General features: G+C 67.6%; 17 protein-coding genes and 2 pseudogenes. 13 read left to right on the top strand and 6 right to left on the bottom strand.

Translation table 11 applies throughout. From position 1 onward, the window contains the following. Positions 1-141 precede the first annotated feature (141 nt). Positions 142-1,137 (top strand): LacI family DNA-binding transcriptional regulator, encoded by a 996-nt coding sequence (locus AABM56_RS13360; protein WP_133860898.1) that lies wholly within the window; start codon positions 142-144, stop codon positions 1,135-1,137. A 93-nt stretch (positions 1,138-1,230) separates the two neighbouring features. Here AABM56_RS13360 and AABM56_RS13355 read toward each other — a convergent pair whose 3' ends face one another. Both AABM56_RS13355 and AABM56_RS13350 read right to left on the bottom strand, forming a co-directional pair. Continuing rightward, on the bottom strand, positions 1,231-1,443 hold the full coding sequence (locus AABM56_RS13355; RefSeq protein WP_133860897.1) for a hypothetical protein: 213 nt from the start codon (positions 1,441-1,443) through the stop codon (positions 1,231-1,233). A 283-nt stretch (positions 1,444-1,726) separates the two neighbouring features. Continuing rightward, complete coding sequence (locus AABM56_RS13350) at positions 1,727-2,614, bottom strand: LysR family transcriptional regulator (RefSeq protein ID WP_133860896.1); 888 nt, start codon at positions 2,612-2,614, stop codon at positions 1,727-1,729. Between the two features lie 203 nt (positions 2,615-2,817). Between AABM56_RS13350 and AABM56_RS13345 the strand changes: the two genes are divergently transcribed. Genes AABM56_RS13345 through AABM56_RS13325 form a run of 5 tightly spaced genes read left to right on the top strand, consistent with a single transcriptional unit; the run spans position 2,818 to position 9,430 of the window. Beyond that, positions 2,818-4,200, top strand: coding sequence for a glutamine synthetase family protein (locus tag AABM56_RS13345; protein ID WP_263259168.1), 1,383 nt, complete (start codon positions 2,818-2,820; stop codon positions 4,198-4,200). Between the two features lie 11 nt (positions 4,201-4,211). Further along, a complete protein-coding gene (locus AABM56_RS13340) occupies positions 4,212-5,705 on the top strand; it encodes an aldehyde dehydrogenase (RefSeq protein WP_263259169.1) in 1,494 nt (497 codons plus the stop codon). Between the two features lie 55 nt (positions 5,706-5,760). Next, positions 5,761-7,038, top strand: a complete 1,278-nt coding sequence (locus tag AABM56_RS13335; protein ID WP_133860893.1) for an FAD-binding oxidoreductase — start codon at positions 5,761-5,763, stop codon at positions 7,036-7,038. A 45-nt stretch (positions 7,039-7,083) separates the two neighbouring features. Next, the gene (locus AABM56_RS13330) at positions 7,084-7,830 is read left to right on the top strand and encodes a gamma-glutamyl-gamma-aminobutyrate hydrolase family protein (protein ID WP_133860892.1); all 747 of its coding nucleotides are present in this window, start codon (positions 7,084-7,086) and stop codon (positions 7,828-7,830) included. 58 nt (positions 7,831-7,888) lie between these two features. Next, positions 7,889-9,430, top strand: a complete 1,542-nt coding sequence (locus AABM56_RS13325; protein WP_133860891.1) for an APC family permease — start codon at positions 7,889-7,891, stop codon at positions 9,428-9,430. A 31-nt stretch (positions 9,431-9,461) separates the two neighbouring features. Here AABM56_RS13325 and AABM56_RS13320 read toward each other — a convergent pair whose 3' ends face one another. Further along, positions 9,462-10,607: an MFS transporter gene (locus tag AABM56_RS13320; RefSeq protein ID WP_347884126.1), complete on the bottom strand. Its 1,146-nt coding sequence runs from the start codon at positions 10,605-10,607 to the stop codon at positions 9,462-9,464. Between the two features lie 173 nt (positions 10,608-10,780). Here AABM56_RS13320 and AABM56_RS13315 point away from each other — a divergent pair, with 173 nt between their 5' ends. After that, the gene (locus AABM56_RS13315) at positions 10,781-11,410 is read left to right on the top strand and encodes a TetR/AcrR family transcriptional regulator (protein ID WP_133860889.1); all 630 of its coding nucleotides are present in this window, start codon (positions 10,781-10,783) and stop codon (positions 11,408-11,410) included. A 255-nt stretch (positions 11,411-11,665) separates the two neighbouring features. Here the strand turns inward: AABM56_RS13315 and AABM56_RS13310 are convergent, their stop codons facing one another. After that, positions 11,666-13,372: an amidase gene (locus tag AABM56_RS13310; RefSeq protein WP_133860888.1), complete on the bottom strand. Its 1,707-nt coding sequence runs from the start codon at positions 13,370-13,372 to the stop codon at positions 11,666-11,668. A 228-nt stretch (positions 13,373-13,600) separates the two neighbouring features. On the opposite strand from AABM56_RS13310, the gene AABM56_RS13305 reads away from it, so the two are divergent. Then, the gene (locus AABM56_RS13305) at positions 13,601-14,539 is read left to right on the top strand and encodes a cation transporter (RefSeq protein ID WP_347883348.1); all 939 of its coding nucleotides are present in this window, start codon (positions 13,601-13,603) and stop codon (positions 14,537-14,539) included. 10 nt (positions 14,540-14,549) lie between these two features. Here AABM56_RS13305 and AABM56_RS13300 read toward each other — a convergent pair whose 3' ends face one another. Beyond that, a complete protein-coding gene (locus AABM56_RS13300; RefSeq protein ID WP_133860886.1) occupies positions 14,550-15,803 on the bottom strand; it encodes a DUF2254 domain-containing protein in 1,254 nt (417 codons plus the stop codon). Positions 15,804-15,809: 6 nt separating this feature from the next. Beyond that, positions 15,810-16,442: a cyclodeaminase/cyclohydrolase family protein gene (locus AABM56_RS13295; RefSeq protein WP_133860885.1), complete on the bottom strand. Its 633-nt coding sequence runs from the start codon at positions 16,440-16,442 to the stop codon at positions 15,810-15,812. Positions 16,443-16,652: 210 nt separating this feature from the next. On the opposite strand from AABM56_RS13295, the pseudogene AABM56_RS13290 reads away from it, so the two are divergent. The 5 genes and pseudogenes from AABM56_RS13290 to AABM56_RS13265 all read left to right on the top strand — a co-directional run. Continuing rightward, positions 16,653-16,967: pseudogene (locus AABM56_RS13290) on the top strand (gluconate transporter); the annotation flags it as partial. Positions 16,968-17,103: 136 nt separating this feature from the next. Then, positions 17,104-17,655 carry a chromate transporter gene (locus AABM56_RS13285; RefSeq protein ID WP_133860883.1) on the top strand — a complete coding sequence of 184 codons (552 nt, stop codon included), beginning with the start codon at positions 17,104-17,106 and terminating at the stop codon, positions 17,653-17,655. Beyond that, the gene (locus tag AABM56_RS13280; RefSeq protein WP_133860882.1) at positions 17,652-18,176 is read left to right on the top strand and encodes a chromate transporter; all 525 of its coding nucleotides are present in this window, start codon (positions 17,652-17,654) and stop codon (positions 18,174-18,176) included. The genes AABM56_RS13285 and AABM56_RS13280 overlap by 4 nt, the downstream gene beginning before the upstream one ends. Positions 18,177-18,304: 128 nt before the next feature. Then, positions 18,305-18,708, top strand: a pseudogene (locus AABM56_RS23125) (GNAT family N-acetyltransferase). Then, positions 18,705-19,616 carry a bestrophin family protein gene (locus AABM56_RS13265; RefSeq protein ID WP_133860880.1) on the top strand — a complete coding sequence of 304 codons (912 nt, stop codon included), beginning with the start codon at positions 18,705-18,707 and terminating at the stop codon, positions 19,614-19,616. The pseudogene AABM56_RS23125 and the gene AABM56_RS13265 overlap by 4 nt, the downstream one beginning before the upstream one ends. The last annotated feature ends 294 nt before the right edge of the window (positions 19,617-19,910 follow it).

The raw sequence follows: 19,910 nt of genomic DNA, 5'->3' as shown, positions 1-19,910 counted from the left end.
TTGTGTTGAGTGTAACCGGTTACATCTACAGGTATTTGGAGCCCGTGGCGGTCGTTAGTCAAGCGCCCGGCGGACGTACGGCTTGCCCGTACGCAGGGCTTTGCGCACAGTGACAACCTTTCCCACGCTCACCGAGGCCGCATGTCCAACATCCGCCGGGTCGCCGAACTGGCCGGGGTATCGGTCGCTACCGTGTCGCGCACCCTGAAGAATCCCGAGGTGGTGGCGCCAGCGACCCGCGAACGGGTGCAGGCCGCCGTGACCGCGGCTAACTACCGGCCCAATGGGATGGCGGTGCAGTTCCGTTCGCGACGTACCGGCAACCTGGTGGTGCTGGTGCCGCTGATCGCCAACAGCTTCTTCGCCCGCGTCATCGCCGGCATCCAGCAGGCGGCCCAGGCGGCGGGGTACCGGGTGCTGCTGTGCGATACCGCGGGTGACGAGGCCCGCGAGCGCGAGTACGCCGAACTGGTCTATGCGCGGCAGGCGGATGGGGTGATCCAGTTGCGCGCCTTCGATCCCTTCGCCGGTGATGCCGACGCACCGCCGGTGGTAAATGCCTGCGAGGTGCTCGCCGAGCACACCTGGCCCAAGGTGCGGCTGGACAATCGCGCCGCCGCCCGCTGCCTGACCGAACACCTGCTGGCGCTCGGTCACAGGCGCATCGCCCTGATCAAGGGTCCGGAAGACAGCCCGCTGACCCTGGAGCGCCTGGCCGGTTACCAGGAGGCGCTTACCCAAGCCGGCATCCCGCTGGACCCGGATCTGCTGCGCCCGGGCGATTTCACCTTGGCCGCTGGCGCCGCCGCGACCAGGACACTGCTGGCGCTACCGGAGCGGCCCACCGCGCTGTTCTGCTGCAGCGACGAGATGGCGATCGGCGCCCTGCAAAGCCTTCGCGGCGCGGGCCTGCGAGTGCCCGAGGACCTGTCGCTGGCGGGCTTCGACGACATCGCCTTCGCCGCCTACAGCGATCCCCCGCTGACCACCATCGCCCAACCGGCGGAGGCCTTCGGCCAGCGTGCCGTCGCCCTGCTGCTGGAGATCCTCAGCGGCGCGGCGCCCACCACCCGGGAGGTGGTGCTGCCCTTCGAACTGGTGGTGCGGGGGAGTACCGGGGTCTGCCGCGGCCGCTGACACTCGGGCGCGGCAGAGCCGGCTATCGTCGCTCGGGTTGTCCGGGATCGCGCCGGACAGTTCGTCGCCCTGGAACACTGCGGCCGCTGCCCGCTAATGCGGCTCGGTCGCCAGTCTTACGGCGACTTCCTCGACCAGCTGGATGGTTTCTGCCGTCAGGGCTTCAAATTGAAAGAGGATGTCCTGCAATTCCGGGCTGCCCATATCCACTTCGCGGAGCTGATCGATTCTCCGCGTCAGCAACCGGTGAATGTTCAACAGGCAATCGCGGTCGGGATTGTCGGGTATGGCGAGGCGGTTGCTCATCCTTGTCTCCGTGTTAACTGACCACCATGACCCTCGATATCGTCTGGCAAGCGGGTTTGTTGAGGTGGTTCGTCGCCGACGACGTGCGTCAGAATGCTGCTTCCAGGGGTTGACGCAGCACCGCGGATAGCCAGCGAACAGGGTGGTGGGTGCTAGTCACCCTTTCTGCGGAACCATCGTGAATGATTCGGCGAAACCCCAAGCCAGGCTCGACGTTGATAGCACCCAGACGGTGAAGGGTTCAGGGGCAGGACTTCTTCGATCGACGAACCAGCGCTTCGCGTCAGGCCTGGCAAACATCCGCTATCCGGGCTTTCAACAGATTCGCCAGCTCATCGAAGAGGATCTGCACCGAGCGCAGCGACAGATTGTCCGGGCGGGTCAGCAGCCAGATATCGGTATCGCAACCGGGCAGCGCCGGACCCAGGCGTTCGACGCCGTCCAGACTGCTGATCATGAAGTCGGGGAGGGCGGCCACCCCAAGACCGGCGCCGACCAGGCTGCCGACCGAGGACATGCTGCTGCAGCGATAGCGCGGGGTGAGGCTGGGGTAGGCCTGGCGCAACCAGGTGACCGAGACGTGATCGGCCAGGGAGTCGTCCGGGGCGATCCAGGGCAGTTCGGTGGCCAGCTGGCCGTAACCGGCGCGATAGCGCTCGTGGCCGCAGACGAAGTAGGAACTGCGACCGAGCCGGCGGCCGATGAGGTGTTCCGGCGGGGCGTTGGACAGGCGCAGGGCGATGTCCGCATCCCGCCGGCTCAGGCTGGCGAAGGTGTTGGAGGTGGCGACTTCCAGGGCGACCGCCGGATAGCGCGGCATGAGCTCGGCGAGCCCCGGCAGGAGCAGGCTGCGCAGCACGGCATCGGTGCAGGTCAGGCGGACCGTGCCGCTGATGACGTTCTCGCCCTGGGTGAGGGCGATGCGTGCCGCCTCCAGCGCCTGTTCGGCGCGCTCGGCCTGTTCGGCGAGGGCCTTGGCGCTCTGGGTCGGGGTATAGCCGCGGCGGGTCTTGTCGAACAGCGCCACCTGCAGATTGGCTTCGAGCTTACGGATGGCGCGAAAGACCGTGGAGACGTCCACCTGCAACTGCTCGGCAGCCCTGGCCAGGGTCCGGCCGCGCACCAGGGCGAGGATCAGCTTGAGATCGGCATGGCCTATCTGATATTGCATCCGTGCATTCTTCCTTTGCCGATTCGCCGATATGGGTTGCGCTCATGCCAATTTATACTGGCCCAGCCCGTCGAGGGCAATCAGGTGGAAGGGCGGACCTTGGCAAAGAGGGTCGGCGCCTGCAGCAACCACCGCCCACAGCCACGCTGCCAGACCCGCACGAGCAAGCACAACCAAGCGGGCCAGCGTCAAGGATGCCTCCCATGAATTCGATATCCCCCCGCGTCGTCCAGCTCACCGAAGCCAACGGCTTTCTCAAGGAGCACCCGGAAATCCAGTACGTCGATCTGTTGATCACCGACATGAACGGCGTCATCCGGGGCAAGCGCGTCGAGCGGGCCAGTCTCTCCAAGGTCTATGAACGCGGCATCAACCTGCCGGCCTCGCTGTTCGCCCTGGACATCAACGGCTCCACGGTGGAAAGCACCGGCCTGGGCCTGCACATCGGCGATGCCGATCGCACCTGCTTTCCCATCCCCGGCACCCTGAGCTACGAGCCCTGGCAGAAGCGCCCGACCGCGCAACTGCTGATGACCATGCACGAGCAGGACGGCTCGCCGTTCTTCGCCGATCCGCGCGAGGTGCTGCGGCGGGTGGTGAAGAAGTTCGACGACCTGGGCCTGACCATCTGCGCCGCCTTCGAACTGGAGTTCTACCTGATCGACCAGGAGAACGTGAACGGCCGGCCGCAGCCGCCGCGCTCGCCGATCTCCGGCAAACGACCGGTCTCCACCCAGGTCTATCTGATCGATGACCTGGACGAGTATGTGGATTGCCTGCAGGACATGCTCGAAGGCGCCAAGGAGCAGGGGCTGCCGGCCGATGCCATCGTCAAGGAATCCGCGCCGGCGCAATTCGAGGTCAACCTGCATCACGTCGAAGACGCCATCAAGGCCTGCGACCATGCGGTGCTGCTGAAGCGGCTGATCAAGAACATCGCCTACGACCATGAGATGGATTCCACCTTCATGGCCAAGCCCTATCCCGGCCAGGCCGGCAACGGTCTGCACGTACACATCTCGCTGCTGGACAAGCAGACCGGGCAGAATATTTTCGCCACCGATGATCCCGAGCACCATGCGCCGCTGCGCCATGCCATCGCCGGCATCCTGGAAACCCTGCCGGCGTCGATGGCCTTCCTCTGTCCGAACGTCAATTCCTATCGCCGCTTCGGTGCTCAGTTCTATGTGCCCAACGCCCCGAGCTGGGGCCTGGACAACCGTACCGTGGCGGTGCGTGTGCCCACCGGCAGCAGCGAGGCGATCCGCATCGAACATCGCGTCGCCGGGGCCGACGCCAATCCCTATCTGATGATGGCCTCGATCCTGGCCGGCATTCATCACGGCATGACCCAGCGCCTGGAGCCCTGCGCTCCGGTCAGCGGCAACTCCTACGAACAGCTCGAACAGAGCCTGCCGAACAACCTGCGCGATGCCTTGCGCCGGCTGGACGACAGCGCGGTGATGAATCAGTACATCAGCCCCGAATACATCGACATCTTCGTCGCCTGCAAGGAGGCCGAGCTGGAGGAATTCGAGACCACCATCTCCGATCTCGAATACAACTGGTATCTGCATACCGTCTAGGAGGGGTGATCATGACCGTGATGACGCAACAGGACTGGGAGCAACGCGCCCAGGCATTGACTGTCGAAGCCCGCGCCTTCATCGACGGCCGCTACCAGGCCGCCCTGGGCGGTGCGACCTTCGACGACCTGAGTCCGGTGGATGGTCGCCACCTGGCGCGGGTGGCCAGTTGCATGGCCGAGGATGCCGAGCTGGCCGTACGAGCCGCCCGGGCGAGTTTCGCCCGGGGCGACTGGGCGCATCAGGCGCCGGCGCAGCGCAAGCGGGTGCTGATCGCCTTTGCCGAGCTGTTGCTGGCCCATGCCGAGGAGCTGGCCCTGCTGGAAACCCTCGACATGGGCAAGCCGATCAGCGACTCGCTCGCCATCGACGTGCCGGCGGCGGCCAATGCCCTGCGCTGGAGCGCCGAGGCCATCGACAAGGTCTATGACGAGGTGGCGCCCACCCCGCGCGACCAGCTGGGCCTGGTGACCCGTGAACCGGTAGGCGTGGTCGCGGCCATCGTGCCCTGGAATTTCCCCCTGATGATGGCCTGCTGGAAGCTCGGGCCGGCGCTGGCCACCGGCAATTCGGTGATCCTCAAGCCGTCCGAGAAATCGCCGCTGACCGCCATCCGTATCGCTGCCCTGGCGCTGGAGGCCGGCATCCCGGCGGGGGTGTTCAATGTGCTGCCCGGCTACGGTCACACCGTCGGCCAGGCGCTGGCGCTGCATCCGGACGTCGACACCCTGGTCTTTACCGGTTCCACCCGCATCGCCAAGCAACTGCTGGTCTATGCCGGCGAGTCGAACATGAAGCGCGTCTGGCTGGAGGCGGGCGGCAAGAGTCCCAACATCGTCTTTGCCGACGCCCCGGACCTGAGGGCAGCGGCCAAGGCGGCCGCGGCGGCCATCGCCTTCAACCAGGGCGAGGTGTGCATCGCCGGTTCGCGGCTGCTGGTCGAGCGTTCGATCAAGGCGCGCTTCCTGGCCCTGGTGGCGGAGGCGCTGCAGGCATGGGCGCCGGGTCATGCCCTGAATCCCGACACCCGCGTCGGCGCCCTGGTGGACGAGGGCCATCTGCGCACCGTGCTGGGCTTCATCGAAGCCGGCCGCGCCGAGGGTGCGCGACTGGTGAGCGGCGGCGCGCGGGCCCTGAGCGAGACCGGTGGCAGCTACGTGACCCCGACCATCTTCGACGGGGTGGACAATGCCATGCGCATCGCCCGGGAAGAAGTCTTCGGCCCGGTGCTGGCGGTGATCGACTTCGACGACGAAGCGGATGCGGTACGCATCGCCAACGACACCCCCTATGGTCTGGCCGCCGCCGTCTGGACCCGTGACCTTTCCCGCGCCCATCGCGTGGCCCGCGCATTGCGTGCGGGCAGTGTCTGGGTCAACCAGTATGATGGCGGCGACATGACGGCGCCCTTCGGTGGCTTCAAGCAGTCCGGCAACGGACGCGACAAGTCGCTGCACGCCTTCGACAAATACACCGAACTCAAGGCGACCTGGATCAAGCTCTGAACAGGCGCGGCGGCCCGGGCGTTCGCGCCGGAGCCGCAGGCAGAGGACTCTCACCATGCAACAACACGTCGGCAGTTACTACGCGGCTTCGCGCAACCTCCACACCGAATACCCGGTACTCCAGGGCAGTGTCGACAGCGACGTCTGCGTCATCGGCGCCGGTTACACCGGGCTTTCCACCGCGCTGTTCCTGCTGGAGCATGGCTTCAGCGTGACGGTGCTCGAAGCGGCGCGGGTCGGCTTCGGCGCCTCCGGGCGCAATGGTGGCCAGATCGTCAACAGCTACAGCCGCGACATCGATACCATCGAACGCCAGTTGCCGCCCAGGCAGGCGCAACTGCTGGGCGAGATGGCCTTCGAAGGCGGGCGCATCATTCGCGAGCGCATCGCCCGCTACGACATCCAGTGCGATCTCAAGGACGGCGGCGTCTTCGCCGCCCTGACCGGCAAGCAGCTCGGTCACCTGGAAGCCCAGCAGAAGCTCTGGGAGCGCTACGGCCATACCCAGTTGCAACTGCTCGACAAGGCCGCCATCGGCAAGGTGGTCGGTACCGATCGCTATCTGGGCGGCCTGCTGGACATGAGCGGCGGCCATATCCATCCGCTCAACCTGGCCCTGGGCGAGGCGGCGGCCGTGGCGTCCCTGGGCGGCAAGATTTACGAGCAGAGCGCGGCAGTCCGTATCGACCGTGGCGCCAATCCGGTGGTGCATACCGCCAATGGCCAGGTGAAGGCACGCTTCGTGGTGGTGGCCGGCAACGCCTACCTAGGCGGGCTGGTGCCGGAACTGGCCGCCAAGTCCATGCCCTGCGGCACCCAGGTGCTCACCACCGAGCCGCTGTCCGAGGACATGGCGCGCAGCCTGCTGCCCCAGGACTATTGCGTGGAGGACTGCAACTACCTGCTCGACTACTTCCGCCTCAGCGCCGATCGCCGGCTGATCTACGGCGGTGGCGTGGTCTATGGCGCGCGGGATCCGGCGGACATCGAGGCGATCATCCGGCCGAAGATGCTGCAGACCTTCCCGCAGCTAAAGGGCGTGAAGATCGACTTCACCTGGACCGGCAACTTCCTGCTGACGCTGTCGCGCCTGCCCCAGGTGGGCCGCCTCGGCGACAACATCTACTACTCCCAGGGCTGCAGCGGTCACGGCGTCACCTATACCCACCTGGCGGGCAAGGTGCTGGCCGAGGCCCTGCGCGGCCAGGCCGAGCGCTTCGATGCCTTCGCCGGCCTGCCGCACTATCCCTTCCCGGGCGGGCAGCTCCTGCGCGTGCCCTTCACCGCACTGGGCGCGACCTACTACCAGCTGCGCGATCGCCTCGGTATCTGACCCTGTCCGCCCGCCGCGTACCGGCGGGTTCTCTGGAGATAAGCCATGTCCCCTATGCCCCTGATCGGCGTGACGGCGTGCCGGCAGACGCTCGGCAAATACGATTCCCATACCGTTGGCGACAAGTACGTCGAGGCGGCGGGTCATGCCGGTGTGCCGGTGGTGCTGCCGGCGCGCAGCGTGCCGAGCGACCCGCAGGCGCTGCTGGCGCACCTGGACGGCCTGCTGTTCACCGGCTCGCCTTCCAACGTCGAGCCCCATCACTACCAGGGACCGGCGAGTCTCGCCGGCACCCAGCACGATGCCGCCCGCGACGCCTACACCCTGCCGCTGCTGCGCCTGGCCATCGACCGCGGCATCCCGGTGTTCTGCATCTGCCGCGGCTTCCAGGAGCTGAACGTGGCCCTCGGCGGCAGCCTGCACCAGCGGGTGCAGGACCTGCCCGGGCATGACGACCATCGCGAACCTCAGAGCGAACTGCTCGCCGAGCAGTACGCGCCCACCCATCCGGTCGCGGTGCCGCCCGGTGGGGTATTCGAGCGCCTCGGCCTGCCGGCCAGCTTCCAGGTGAATTCGCTGCACAGCCAGGGCATCGCGCGCCTGGCGCCCGGACTGCGCATCGAGGCCCAGGCGCCGGATGGCCTGGTGGAAGGGGTCTCCCTGGCCGACGCCCCGGGCTTCGTCGTCGGCGTGCAGTGGCATCCCGAGTGGAATTTCCGCGACAACCCGGAATCCCTGGCGCTGTTGGACGCCTTTCGCGACGCCTGCCAGCGCCATGCCGCCGCGCGCTAGGCACCTTGCCGCCTACGCCGGACTCTGAATAACAATTCCAACCGCAGGGCAGAGACCTATGACTGAACAGCGCAAGGGCACGCCGGCCGGCGGCTCGGATACCGCCGGGCCGGCAGCCCTGGCCGATCCGTCCGCCAAGGGCCTGGCTGCCGGCTCCCTGGGGCTGCTCGCCTGCGTGGTGCTGGGCATTTCCACCATCGCCCCCGTCTACACCCTGACCGGCGCCCTGGGCCCCACCGTGCGCGAGGTGGGCGTCTATCTGCCCGCCGTCTTCATCGTCGGGTTCCTGCCGATGCTGCTGGTGGCCCTGGGGTATCGCGAGCTGAACGCCGTCGATCCGGACAGCGGCACCTCCTTTACCTGGTCCACCCGCGCCTTCGGACCCATGATCGGCTGGATCGGTGGCTGGGGGCTGGTGACGGCCACCACCATCGTCCTCTCCAACCTCGCCGGCGTGGCGGTGGACTTCTTCTACCTGTTCCTCGCCCAGCTCAGCGGGCGGGCGGAGTTGGCCACGCTGTCGCAGCACCTGCTGGTGAACATCGTCACCTGCTGCGTGTTCATCGCCATCGCGGTCTGGATCAGCTGCCGCGGCATCGGCATGACCATGAGCGTCCAGTACGGTCTGGTCGCCCTGCAGCTGTTGGTGCTGATCGGCTTTTCCCTGGCGGCCTTCAGCGCCGCGCCGGAGGCGGCGCCGGTGGTCTTCCACCCGGAATGGTTCAATCCCTTCAACGTCGAATCCTTTTCCGCGTTCGCCGCGGGGCTGTCGCTGTCGATCTTCATCTTCTGGGGCTGGGATGTCTGCCTCACGGTGAGCGAAGAGTCGGTGGGCAGCCAGAAGGTGCCAGGGCGGGCGGCCACGGTCACGGTGCTCTTGATCCTGCTGCTGTACCTCTTCACCGCCGCGGCTACCCTGCAATTCGCCGGCATCAGCGAAGCCGGCCTGGGCCTGGGCAATCCGGAGATCCAGGAAAACGTCTTCGCCCACCTGGCCGGACCGGTGATGGGGCCGCTGGCGATCCTGATGTCCATCGCGGTGCTGGCCAGTACCGCCGCCTCGCTGCAGTCCACCTTCATCTCCCCGGCCCGCACCCTGCTGGCGATGGGGTACTACGGCGCGGTGTCGCGGCGCTTCGCCCACATCTGCCCGAGATCGCGCACGCCGCGCTATGCCACCGTTGCCGCCGGCATCGCCACCGGCGGCTTCTATGTGGTCATGCGCATCCTCAGCGACAACGTCCTGGCCGACACCATCACCGCCCTGGGCATGATGATCTGCTTCTACTACTCGCTGACCGCCTACGCCTGCGTCTGGTATTTCCGCCGCAGCCTGTTCGCCAGCCTGCGCCATGCACTGCTGCGCGGCCTCTGTCCGCTGCTCGGCGCCCTCATCCTTTCGGTGATCTTCTGGCAGACCGCCCTCGCCAGCCTGTCGCCGGACTTCGGCAGCGGCTCCCACCTCGGCGGCATCGGCCTGGTGTTCATCATCGCCGTGGTGATCCTGGGTCTGGGTCTGGCGCTGATGCTGTTCGCCCGCTGGCGTGCGCCGGCGTTCTTCCAGGGCGTGACACTGGAGGCGGTCCCGCACCAGGGCTGAATGGGAGCGGGCAGGGCACCCGCCCCCAGGCTCAGTGACCCATAACCGCTGAACCGCTCGCTCGGGTGCCGGCGGGAAAGCCGTGGCGTCGGGCACGGGTGGCGATGGCCAGGGCGCCCAGGGCCAGCGCTACCACGGCCCAGCTCAGGGCCTGGGGGCCGATGCCTTCCAGCAACAGCCCGCCGAGGATGCCGCCCCCGGCGATGGCACTGTTCCAGGTCACCACGTTCATCGCCAGGGCCGCATCGGCACCCCTCCCGGCGGTATCCGCCAGGGCGGTCTGCAGCAGGGTGGCTGCGCCGCCAAAGGTCAGGCCCCAACCGAAGACGCCTAGGTACTGCAGCAGCGCCGAGTCACGATTGAGCCCCAGCAGCAGCGCGATCGCGGCGAAGCCGGCAAGACTCACCAGCACGGCCCGCCGCAGGCTGTGATCGACGATGCGCCCGGTGATCCAGATCCCCGCCAGCGAGGCCACCCCGAAGGTCAGCAGCACCCGGTCGACCTGATCGCCCAGGCCGGCCTGGGCGACGAAGGGCGCGATATAGGTGTAGAGCAGGTTGTGGGCCAGCATCCAGGTAAAGACCACGCCGAGGATGGCGCGAATGCCGGGCGTGGCGAACACCTCGCGCAGTGGCAGGCGCTGGCCTTCGGTCTGCCCCGGATAGTCGGGCACCTTGGCCAGGACCCAGACGATCAGGCCCAGGGTGAGGGCGGACATGCAGGCGAAGGCCAGCCGCCAGCCCAGCAGACCACCGAGCCAGGTCCCCAGGGGCACGCCCAGGGACAGGGCGACCGGTGTGCCGATCATGGCGATGGCCATCGCCCGGCCTTGCAGGCGCGGCACTACCAGACGCCGGGCATAGCCGGCCAGGAGACTCCAGGCCAGGCCGGCCGCGGCCCCGGCGGCGAAGCGGGCGACCAGGGTCAGCGCATAGCTGGAGGAGAGGGCGGGGAGGGTATTGAACAGCAGAAAGCCCAGGATGGTCGCCAGCAGCACCCGGCGCCGCCGCCAGTGCGCCGTTGCCAGGGTGAGGGGGATGGCGGCGGTCAGCGAGCCGGCGGCATAGGCGGTCACCGTCTGCCCGGCCAGGGCAGGGGAAACCTGGAGCCCCTGGGCGATCTCGGGGAGCAGGCCGGCGGGCAGGGTCTCGGTCATGATGCAGATGAAGCCGGTCATGGCCAGTGCCAGCAGCGCGGCGACTGGCAGGCGTTCAGGATCGGGGGTCGCGGTCACGGGTAAACTCCTTAGATATGTATCGATCGGTATATATCTAAGCAGCAGGTGCTCTGGCTGGTCAATGGATTCTGTATCGTCTAGTATAAAAATCGAATCTGACGAGGAGTATGGCGGTGGCTCAGTTGGGGCGGCCGCGGTCCTTCGACCGCACCCAGGCAATCGATGATGCGCTGCTGCTGTTCTGGCGCTATGGCTATGAGGCGACCTCCCTGAGTCGGCTCAAGGCGGCAATCGGCGGTGGCATCACCGCGCCCAGCTTCTATGCGGCCTTCGGTTCGAAGGAGGCGCTGTTCAAGGAGGTGGTCGCCCGCTACATGGAAACCCATGGCCGGGTGAACGATCCGCTGTTCGACGAGACCCTGGCCCCGCGGGAGGCGATCGCCGCGGCCCTGTCGCGCTCCGCGCGGATGCAATGCGATGAGCGCCTGCCCAAGGGTTGCCTGGTGGCGCTCGGCACCCTGGGCTCCTATGCGGATGAAGACTCCAGCCTGCCGCTGCCCCTGCGCGAGGCCCGCGCCCGAATCCGCGCCGGTCTGCTGGCCTGCGTCGGGCGCGGCATCGCCCGCGGCGACCTTGCGCAAGGCACCGACGCTCATGCCCTGGCGACGCTGTTCGAAGGCTTTCTGCTGGGCATCTCACCCATGGCGCGGGATGGCGTGGCATTGCCGGTCATCGAGGGCGCCATCGCAATGGCGATGACGCTGTGGGACGGCCAGCGGCCGCCTGGCCGAGGCGTCGCCTGAGCCTGGTGTCTTGCGCCGTGATCGCATGGGGGGCGCCAGGGGGCCTGTCGTTCACTGGTGGGCGTGGCGCGCGAGGGGTCTGCCAGCGCGATGCGGGCGATGACGTCCTGATAGGGGACGAGATTTAGGCCGCTGCCAGCGGCCGCATAACCGGCGCGCGACTGGACACTCCGGTTAGCGCGCCTTGACGTTAGAGGTCACGAGCCGGACGGTCGCCGGATGAAGCCGGGCGGTCAGCGTCCACGCCATCTCCGCTCACCCCACCAGCGGTGGCGTCCGCGGTGGTATTTGACGCTTGGAGCCGGTTGCCTCATAGGCGGCGGCCAGGCGGAGCAGGTTGGTGTCGTCATAGGCGCGACCGGCGAAGGTCAGGCCCACCGGCATGCCGATGTCGGCCATCACGCCCATCGGCACGGTCACGGTCGGTACGCCCAGGTGGCGGATGGCGAGGTTGCCGTTGGCGACCCAGACGCCATTGCTCCAGGCGATGTCGGCCGAGGCCGGGTTGATCTCGGCATCCGCCGGCGCCACGTCGGCCACGGTGGGAAAGAGCACGGCGTCCAGGCCCTGGGCCTGCAGCCAGTCTTCTAGGTCCAGCTGGCGTGTCCGTTCCAGGCCGCGCAGGCCGTCGGGGAGGCTGGTGATCTGCTCCAGGGTCTTGAGGCCCCGTTCGGCCATGCGCACGTATTCGGCCATGCCGGCGGCCAGGTCGCCTTCCCGATTGGGCAGGGTGCCGGGCTCGTGGGGAAAGATCAGCTCGCCTTCGACGTCCACCAGGCGATTGAGCCTGGGATCGTTGTTGTCGCGCAGGAAGGTGTCGAAGCCCCAGGCGGACAGGTCCCAGAGTTCGTCATGGAGAAACTCGCTGGGGACGATCCCGCGGTTGAACACCGTGGGCGCGCCGGGGCGGTCGCCTTCGCAATTGGAGACCAGCGGGAAGTCCACCTCGATCACGCTGGCGCCGGCGGCTTCCAGCGCCGCGCGGGCCTGTTCCCAGAGGGCAATGACCGAGTCGCGGGTCTGGATGCGCTGACCGGTGGGACCGCCGATGCCGGGATGCTCGCTGGTGCCGGCGTCCGGGTCCTGGTTGATGAACATGCGCGGCACGCCCAGGCGCTTGCCGGCCAGGGCATTGGGACCGGCCGCCAGGGCCGGATAGGACGCCGGGCGTACCGCCGAGGCCGGCGGCAGCGGCACCCAGGGTTGCAGGCGCCAGAGGTCGCCGGAGGTGTCGGGATCGTCCGCCACCACCACGTCGAGCACTTCCAGCAGATCGGCCATGGTGCGGGCATAGGGCACCACCACGTCCATGGTCGGTGTCAGCGGCCAGTTGCCACGCACCGAGATGACCCCGCGCGAGGGGGTGTAGGCGCACAGGCCGTTGTTGGACGCGGGGCCGCGCCCGCTGGACCAGGTCTCCTCGGCCAGGCCGAAGGCGGCGAAGCTGGCCGCGGTGGCGGTGCCGGCGCCATTGGAGGAGCCGGAGGCGAAGGGTGCGGTCAGGTAGCCGGCGTTGTAAGGACTTTCCGCGCGGCCATAGACGCCGCGCTGCATGCCGCCGTTGGCCATGGGCGGCATGTTGGTCTTGCCCAGGCAGATGGCGCCGGCGGCGCGCAGCCGTTCGACGGTGAAGGCGTCGCGCTGGGCGACCAGGTCCTTGAAGGCCGGACTGCCGGAGGCGGCAGTGAGGCCCTTGACCAGGTAGCTGTCCTTGGCGGTGTAGGGGATGCCGTCCAGCGGTCCCAGGGTCTCGCCGCGGGCGCGGCGACGGTCGGACGCGGCGGCTTCGGCCAGGGCCTCGGGGTTGCGCACCACCACGGCGTTGAGCGCCGTGGCGCTGGCGGGCGGGTCGTAGGCGTCGATCCGGGCCAGGTAGGCCTCGACCAGTTGCACCGCAGTGGTCTGGCCGGTTTCGAGTGCGCGACGCAACTCGGCGATGGAGCGTTCGGTAACTTCGATCATGGTAGGTCGCCGTTGAGGATTCTGCGGTCCGGGGGCGGCGGCTGCCAGAGCTCCCGGGAGAAAAAAAGCACCGGTGCAGTGTACACCCGAAGCCTGCCGGCTTCTGATTGCGTCCGCGCATGGAAGCCTTGCCGGCCCGCCCATGCAGGTTGGCCTGGCGACCTCTATCCTTGGCCTGAATTGAATCTCTTCGCCATGCCTGGCGGCGATCGGCAACCGGAGTCGAGCATGTTGAAACGTCTGAGCAACGAGCGCACGGTGCTGCGCTTTTCCATTGCCGTCACCGTGCTGCTGGCGGTCGTGGGTATCGCCTTCGGGGTGCTGTCCGGCTCCTATGCCATCGTCTTCGACGGCTTCTATTCACTGACCGACGCCTTCATGAGCGGTGTGGCGCTGCTGGTGGCCATGCTCATCCACCGACATGCGCAGGAACCGGAGGGCGATCGGCGGCTGGCCGAGCGCTTCAACATGGGTTTCTGGCACCTCGAACCCATGGTCCTGGCCCTCAACGGCAGCGTGCTGTGCATCGTGGCCTGTTATGCGCTAGTCAACTCGATCATCAGCCTGATGAGTGGCGGCAAGGCCCTGGCATTCGGCATGGCGCTGCTCTATGCGCTGGTCGCGGCCCTGAGCTGCTTCGGTTTCGCCGCTCTCGTGCACCGGCTGAACCGCGACATCCAGTCGGACTTCCTCAGGCTCGACATCAAGAGCTGGATCATGTCGGGCAGCATCTCGGCTGCCCTGGTGGTGGCCTTCCTGGTCGGCGCCCTGGCCCAGGGGACGGCCTATGCCTGGATCACGCCCTACATCGATCCCCTGGTGCTGTCGATCATCTGCGTGCTGATCATTCCCATACCGCTGAAGCTGGTCTGGCAGGCCTTCAGCGAGATCCTCATGGTGACCCCGCCGGCGCTCAAGCAGCAGATCGATGAAGTCGCCCGGGGTATGGTCACCCGCTTCGGATTTCTCGACTATCGCGCCTATGTGGCCAAGGTCGGACGGGCGCGGCAGATCGAGCTGTACTTCATCGTGCCCCTGGGGTGGCCGGCCAAGACCCTGGACGAATGGGACGCCATCCGTGACCAGATCGGCGAGGCCATCGGCGGCGAGGGTCCGGACCGCTGGCTGACCATCGCCTTCACCACCGATCCGGCCTGGTCGCGCTAGCCACGCACTGCTAGCGCGCCGTGCAGAGGCGTTCGACGTCCGCGGCCAGTTGCTGGAGGATGACGCGGTCTTCGGCCTGGCCGAGGGTGGCCTCGGCCCGGGCCAATGCCAGGCGTGAATGCCGCAGGCACTCGCGCCTGATCCGCGCATCACCCTGAACCGCCAGGCGCGCGAGGGCTTTCTGCAGGCGCATGCCCACTTCCACCAGCGGCGCCGCATCGCGCCCCACCGGCAGGAAGAAGTCGTCGAACAGATCGTCCAGCGACAGGTCCGGCACTTCGATCCGCGGATAGCGGGGCTCGACCGGCTCGCGTCTTTCGGTGAGGGCGGTCAGCAGCCGTTGCGCGCGACCGAGGATGGCGATGGCGGTACCCGAGTCGCTGCGGGAGGGCACCAGGGCCCCGGTGGCGATCTCGCCCAGTACCGTCAGGCCGAAGCGCGGATCCTGGTCGTGTACCCGGCGGGCATCCAGGGTGAAGGCGGCGCGCAGGCGCTCGTCCTTTTCCGCAGGCAGGCCCTCGACCCAGAGCAACGGCTGCGCCGGATCGAGGAAGGCCCCGGGCAGGGCGGCCAGGCGCAGGCGACCCTGGTCGCCGCAGAGGTCCGCCAGCAGCGGCATGTCCACCCGTTGCAGATAACCGGTGCGGTCGGCCATGACCGGGCGGCCACTGGCGGGCTCATCGACGGGCGCCGCCACCCCGCCCAGGTAGGGGTGGGTCAGCCAGCGCTGCAGACTGTGTGTGGCGGCGTCTTCGATGCTGTCGCTGGTGGCATCCAGTTGGCCCAGTCGTGACAGATGGTCGATCCAGCGCAGCAGGGTGAAGACGATCAGCAGGATCACCACCAGGGTCACGGCAAAGAGCACCACCCGGCCGTTGTCGCCGTAGAGGCCGGTGCTCAGGGCGATGATGCCGACCAGGCTGAACAGGAAGGAGCCGAGAAAGGTGGCCAGGGCGTTCTGGGTGGTGCTGTCTTCCAGCAGCAGCGGATAGGCACGGGGCGTCACGCTGCTGGCGGCGGCGTTGTAGGCCGTCACCATGGTGCTCAGCGAAAAGGTGGTCACCGCCAGCATGCTGCTGGCGATGATGGTGAGGATCTTGTCGACGGCATCGGCGCCGACTTTGGCCGGCAGCGTCGCCGGGATATGGTCCCGCAGGAGCAGGGCGAGGAGGGCGGTGGCCACGCCGGCGACCGAGAACAGCGTGGCGCGAAACCACAGGCGTCGCTGGAATCCGCGCAGGACCCAGCCCAGGCGGGCCAGCACCGGCCGTCAGCCCATGGCCGGCGGGACGGGGGTGGCGCTCAGCTGGGCGAGACGCTGGTCGGCCTGTTGCCTGAGCTTGTCGCGCATCTGCCGGGCGGCTTCGCGGGCATCGCCGGATTTCAGGCCGTTGCGGTCGGCGTCCACGGTAGTGAGCACTGCACCCAGGGCGCCATGCACCAGGCGGCCGCCGGCCAGGGTGTCGCTGCGCAGCGGTTCGACGGTGAGCGGCGTGGCGATGACGGCGAGATCCAGGGCTTCCAGGCACAGCTGGGCGGTGGCGATGGGGATCTGCACGGCGTTGGCCGCGGCCAGGTTGAGCGCCTGCTGGCGGCGTTCGCCCTCCGCGGTGGCGCCGCTGGCCTGACGATCGGCTTCGAGGTAGTTGGCGAATGCCTGGACGTCGGCATCGGCGCAGGTGCTCAGCGCTTCCTGCAGGCGCTCGCCCACGGCGATCAGGTCGGCATGGCGGGTCACCGGCTGGCGCTGCTGGCTGAGCTTCAGGCCCTTGAGGATCAGCGCGACACCCAGGCAGGCCGCTACGGTGGCCGCCGCGCCACTGCCCGGCGTGGGCAGGGTGGAGCCGGTCCCGTCGCGGAACTGGGCGAGGGTCTGCTGCCAGAGAGTAGAGGTTTCGTTCATGCCAACCGCCTGCGAGCAAAAGGGAAGGGGATTCGGTCACGACCGACCGCAGTTTGGATCGTGGGAAACGGCTGAGGTTCGCACGCTAAGTGCAATAAGGGACAGGCTTTATTTCGATTTGCGTCGTACCTTGGGAGGCGTTTCAGTTAGGGTAATCCTGAAACGGGAAGTTACAAGGAGCCTCCTGCGGATGCTGCTGCGCTCGCCTGGATCACCCGCGACACCTGGCTGATCTTCCGCTGTGTGGCCGTCATTCTGGTCGTCGTCCTGCTCATTGGCGTCACCCGTCTGCCAACCTTGCTGTCCATCCTCAATGGTAGCTTCATCGCTGGGCGACCCGCCGAGACCGTGGCCAAGAGGTTCAGCAAGGGGGAAGGTGGCATCCTCGGCGAGGCCGGCATCATCATCGCGCCGGGTTCCAGGCTTGGTGCGCTGATGGCCGAATCCGGCGCCGCCGACCGCATCGCCAGTACTTTGCTGGGACTGGGCAAGGGCCGCAGCCTGCCGTGGGGCATGGCGCGGGTGACCAAGGTGCGCGCGTCCTTCGGCCTGGAGCTCAAGCAGACCCTGGGCGTCTGGCCGGTGCTGCAGACGCTGGTTTCCATCACCGGCCCTGCAGGTACGCTATTGTTGTCGCTCTGGATCTGACGAACACCTGCCCATGGATAACGACTCCACCTCGAACCGGCCACGACGCCGCGATCTCTTTCTTGGCTTCTTCGGCCTGGGCATCACGGCCTTCGGCGGGGTGCTGCCGCTGGCGCGGCGCTACCTGGTGGAGAAGCGGCGCTGGCTGTCGGCGGAGGAGTTCACCGAATTGCTCGGCCTCTGCCAGTTCCTGCCGGGCGGCAACATCATCAACCTCTCGGTGGCGGTGGGCATGAGATTCGCCGGCTGGAGCGGCGCTCTGGCCGCTGCCGCCGGGCTGCTGGTGGGCCCGACCCTGGTGGTGGTCGGCCTGGGCGTGCTCTACGACCGCTACCACGACGATCCCCTGGTGGGTCGCGCCTTCGCCGGGCTCGCCGCAGCGGCAGCCGGGCTGCTGGTGGCCATGGCGGTCAAGCTCGTCCAGCCCCTGCGCGGGCGCTGGCTGGCGTTGGGCATCGCCTGCCTGGCCTTTCTCGCCCTGGCGCTGCTCAAGCTGCCACTGCTCTGGACCATGCTGGTGCTCACCCCCATCAGCGTGCTGCTCAGCTATCGGCAGGGCCTATGAGTACGACGCTGCTGGCGCTGGCGCTGATCTTCACCCAGCTGTCGCTGCTGGCCTTCGGCGGTGGCAACTCGGTGTTGCCGGAAATGCAGCGCCAGGTGGTGACGGTGCATGGCTGGATGAGCGCCGCCGACTTCGCCGCGCTGTTCGCCCTGGCCCAGGCCGCGCCCGGTCCCAATCTGATGATCGTGCCGCTGATCGGCTGGCACGTGGCCGGCTGGCCGGGGCTGCTGGTGACCTCCCTGGCCAAGTTCGTGCCGTCCTCGCTGCTGACCCTGGGCGTGCTGCACCTCTGGCAGCGCTTCGCCGACCGGCCCTGGCGCCGTCATCTGCAGGCCGGGCTGGTGCCGGTCACCGTCGGCCTGGTGGCGGCCAGCGCCTGGCTGGTGGGCAGCAGCGTGGCCACCGCGCCGCTGTGGGTGCTGATCCTGGCGGCGGGCGCCCTGGGCTCGCTGTTCACCCGCTGGCACCCGCTGTGGCTGCTGGCCGGCGGAGCACTGGTCGGGATAGTGTTTGGTAGCTAAGCCAAAAAAGCTGGGCAAGATCGTCTAGCCATCGACCCGAGGACATAACCTTGCAGCTAAGCCATCGGCCGGTCCAGGACAGTGACCTGCCCGCCCTATGCGAATTTTCCAAAAACCCCACGGAGCTGATGTTCTGGTTTCCCCGTGCCCACTTCCCGCTCACCCCGGTTCAGTTGCAGGCCGCCATCGCGGAGCGTCGCGACAGCCGCATCGTGGTGGCGGGTGGGCGAGTGGTGGGATTTTCCAACTTCTGCAGGTGGGCGGATGAGGTGTATGCGATTGGCAATGCCGTCGTTGATCCCGCCTACCGGGGGCAGGGGTCGGACGTTACCTGCTGAAGATGATGATAGAGCGCGCGTTCGAGACGCACGGCGCTCGTGAAGTGGTTCTTTCCTGTTTCAACGCAAACGTGGCGGGGCTACTGCTCTACCAAACCTTGGGCTTCACCCCCTATGCCATCGAAGAGCGACGTTCGGTTGCCGATGAGCGGGTGGCGCTGATTCATCTCAGACTGCCACGGCCTTGCCAGTGATCACCCGTCCCCAGAATCCCTCGCTGCGCGAACTGCTGTTCACGGTGCGCGGCTCCATCGTCCAGGCGATCTGGCCCAAGCTGCTCTATGTGATGTTGCTGAGCCTGGCGGTTACCCTGAGCCATGGTTTCATCCTGCGCTTCGACTTCGGCCTCACCACCACGCCCCTGACCCTCTGGGGCCTGACCCTGGCGATCTTCCTCGGTTTTCGCAACACCACGGCCTACCAGCGCTTCTGGGAGGCACGCGGTCTGTGGGGCGAGCTGCTGATCGCCGGGCGCAACCTGGCGCGCCAGGTCGAGACCCTGCTACCCGGGCTGAACGCGGCCGAGCGCCGCCAGTTGCTGACCCCGCTGCTGGCCTTCGGTTATGCCTTGCGTGACCACCTGCGCCGCGAAGCGCCGTCTGCCGATCTGCAACGGGTGCTGGCGGGGGAGGAGAGCCTGCTCGCCGCCCCTCACCGACCCAGTGCGCTGATCCGCCGGCTGGGCACCATGCTGGTTGCCCGGGCACGACAGGAAGGGCTTGGTGATCCACTGATCGCCAATGTCGACAACCAGCTGGACCGGCTGACCGCGGTGCTCAGCGGCTGCGAACGCATTCGCCAGACGCCCATTCCCTATCCCTACATCCTGATGCTGCACCGGGTGGTGCACGTCTATTGCTTTCTGCTGCCGTTCTGCCTGGTGGACAGCCTGGGTTGGTTCACGCCGCTGGCGGTTCTGGTGCTGGCCTACACCTTCTTCGGCCTGGACGCCCTGGGCGACCAGATCGCCGACCCTTTCGGCACCCAGCCCAACCACCTGCCGCTGGACGCCCTCAGCCGCGGTCTGGAGATCGCCGTGCTGGATCTGCTGGGCGAGCCTACGCCGGAGCCGATCCGCGCGGAGGCGGGGTTGTTGAGATAAGGGTGGACCGCGGCTCTGGCGCCGAACGCCTGCACGAATAGCCCCCTCTCCCCCTGGGAGAGGGCTGGGGTGAGGGCATGCCTCACAGCGGACGCTGGGCATGACGGTACGCCCAGGATGGTAGCCTGATCATTGAGCAGGAGCTTGCCGGTTCCGCCAGAGACGAACGCCAGCACGATTCGCCCCCTCTCCCCCTGGGAGAGGGCTGGGCTGAGGGCGCGCCTCACCGCGGACACTGGGCATGACGGTACACGCAGGATGGTAGCCTGATGATTGATCAGGAGCTTGCCGGTT

This window comes from Pseudomonas aestiva (assembly GCF_039908605.1).
Taxonomy (GTDB): domain Bacteria; phylum Pseudomonadota; class Gammaproteobacteria; order Pseudomonadales; family Pseudomonadaceae; genus Chryseomonas; species Chryseomonas aestiva.
This window is presented reverse-complemented; position numbering and strand designations above follow the sequence as displayed.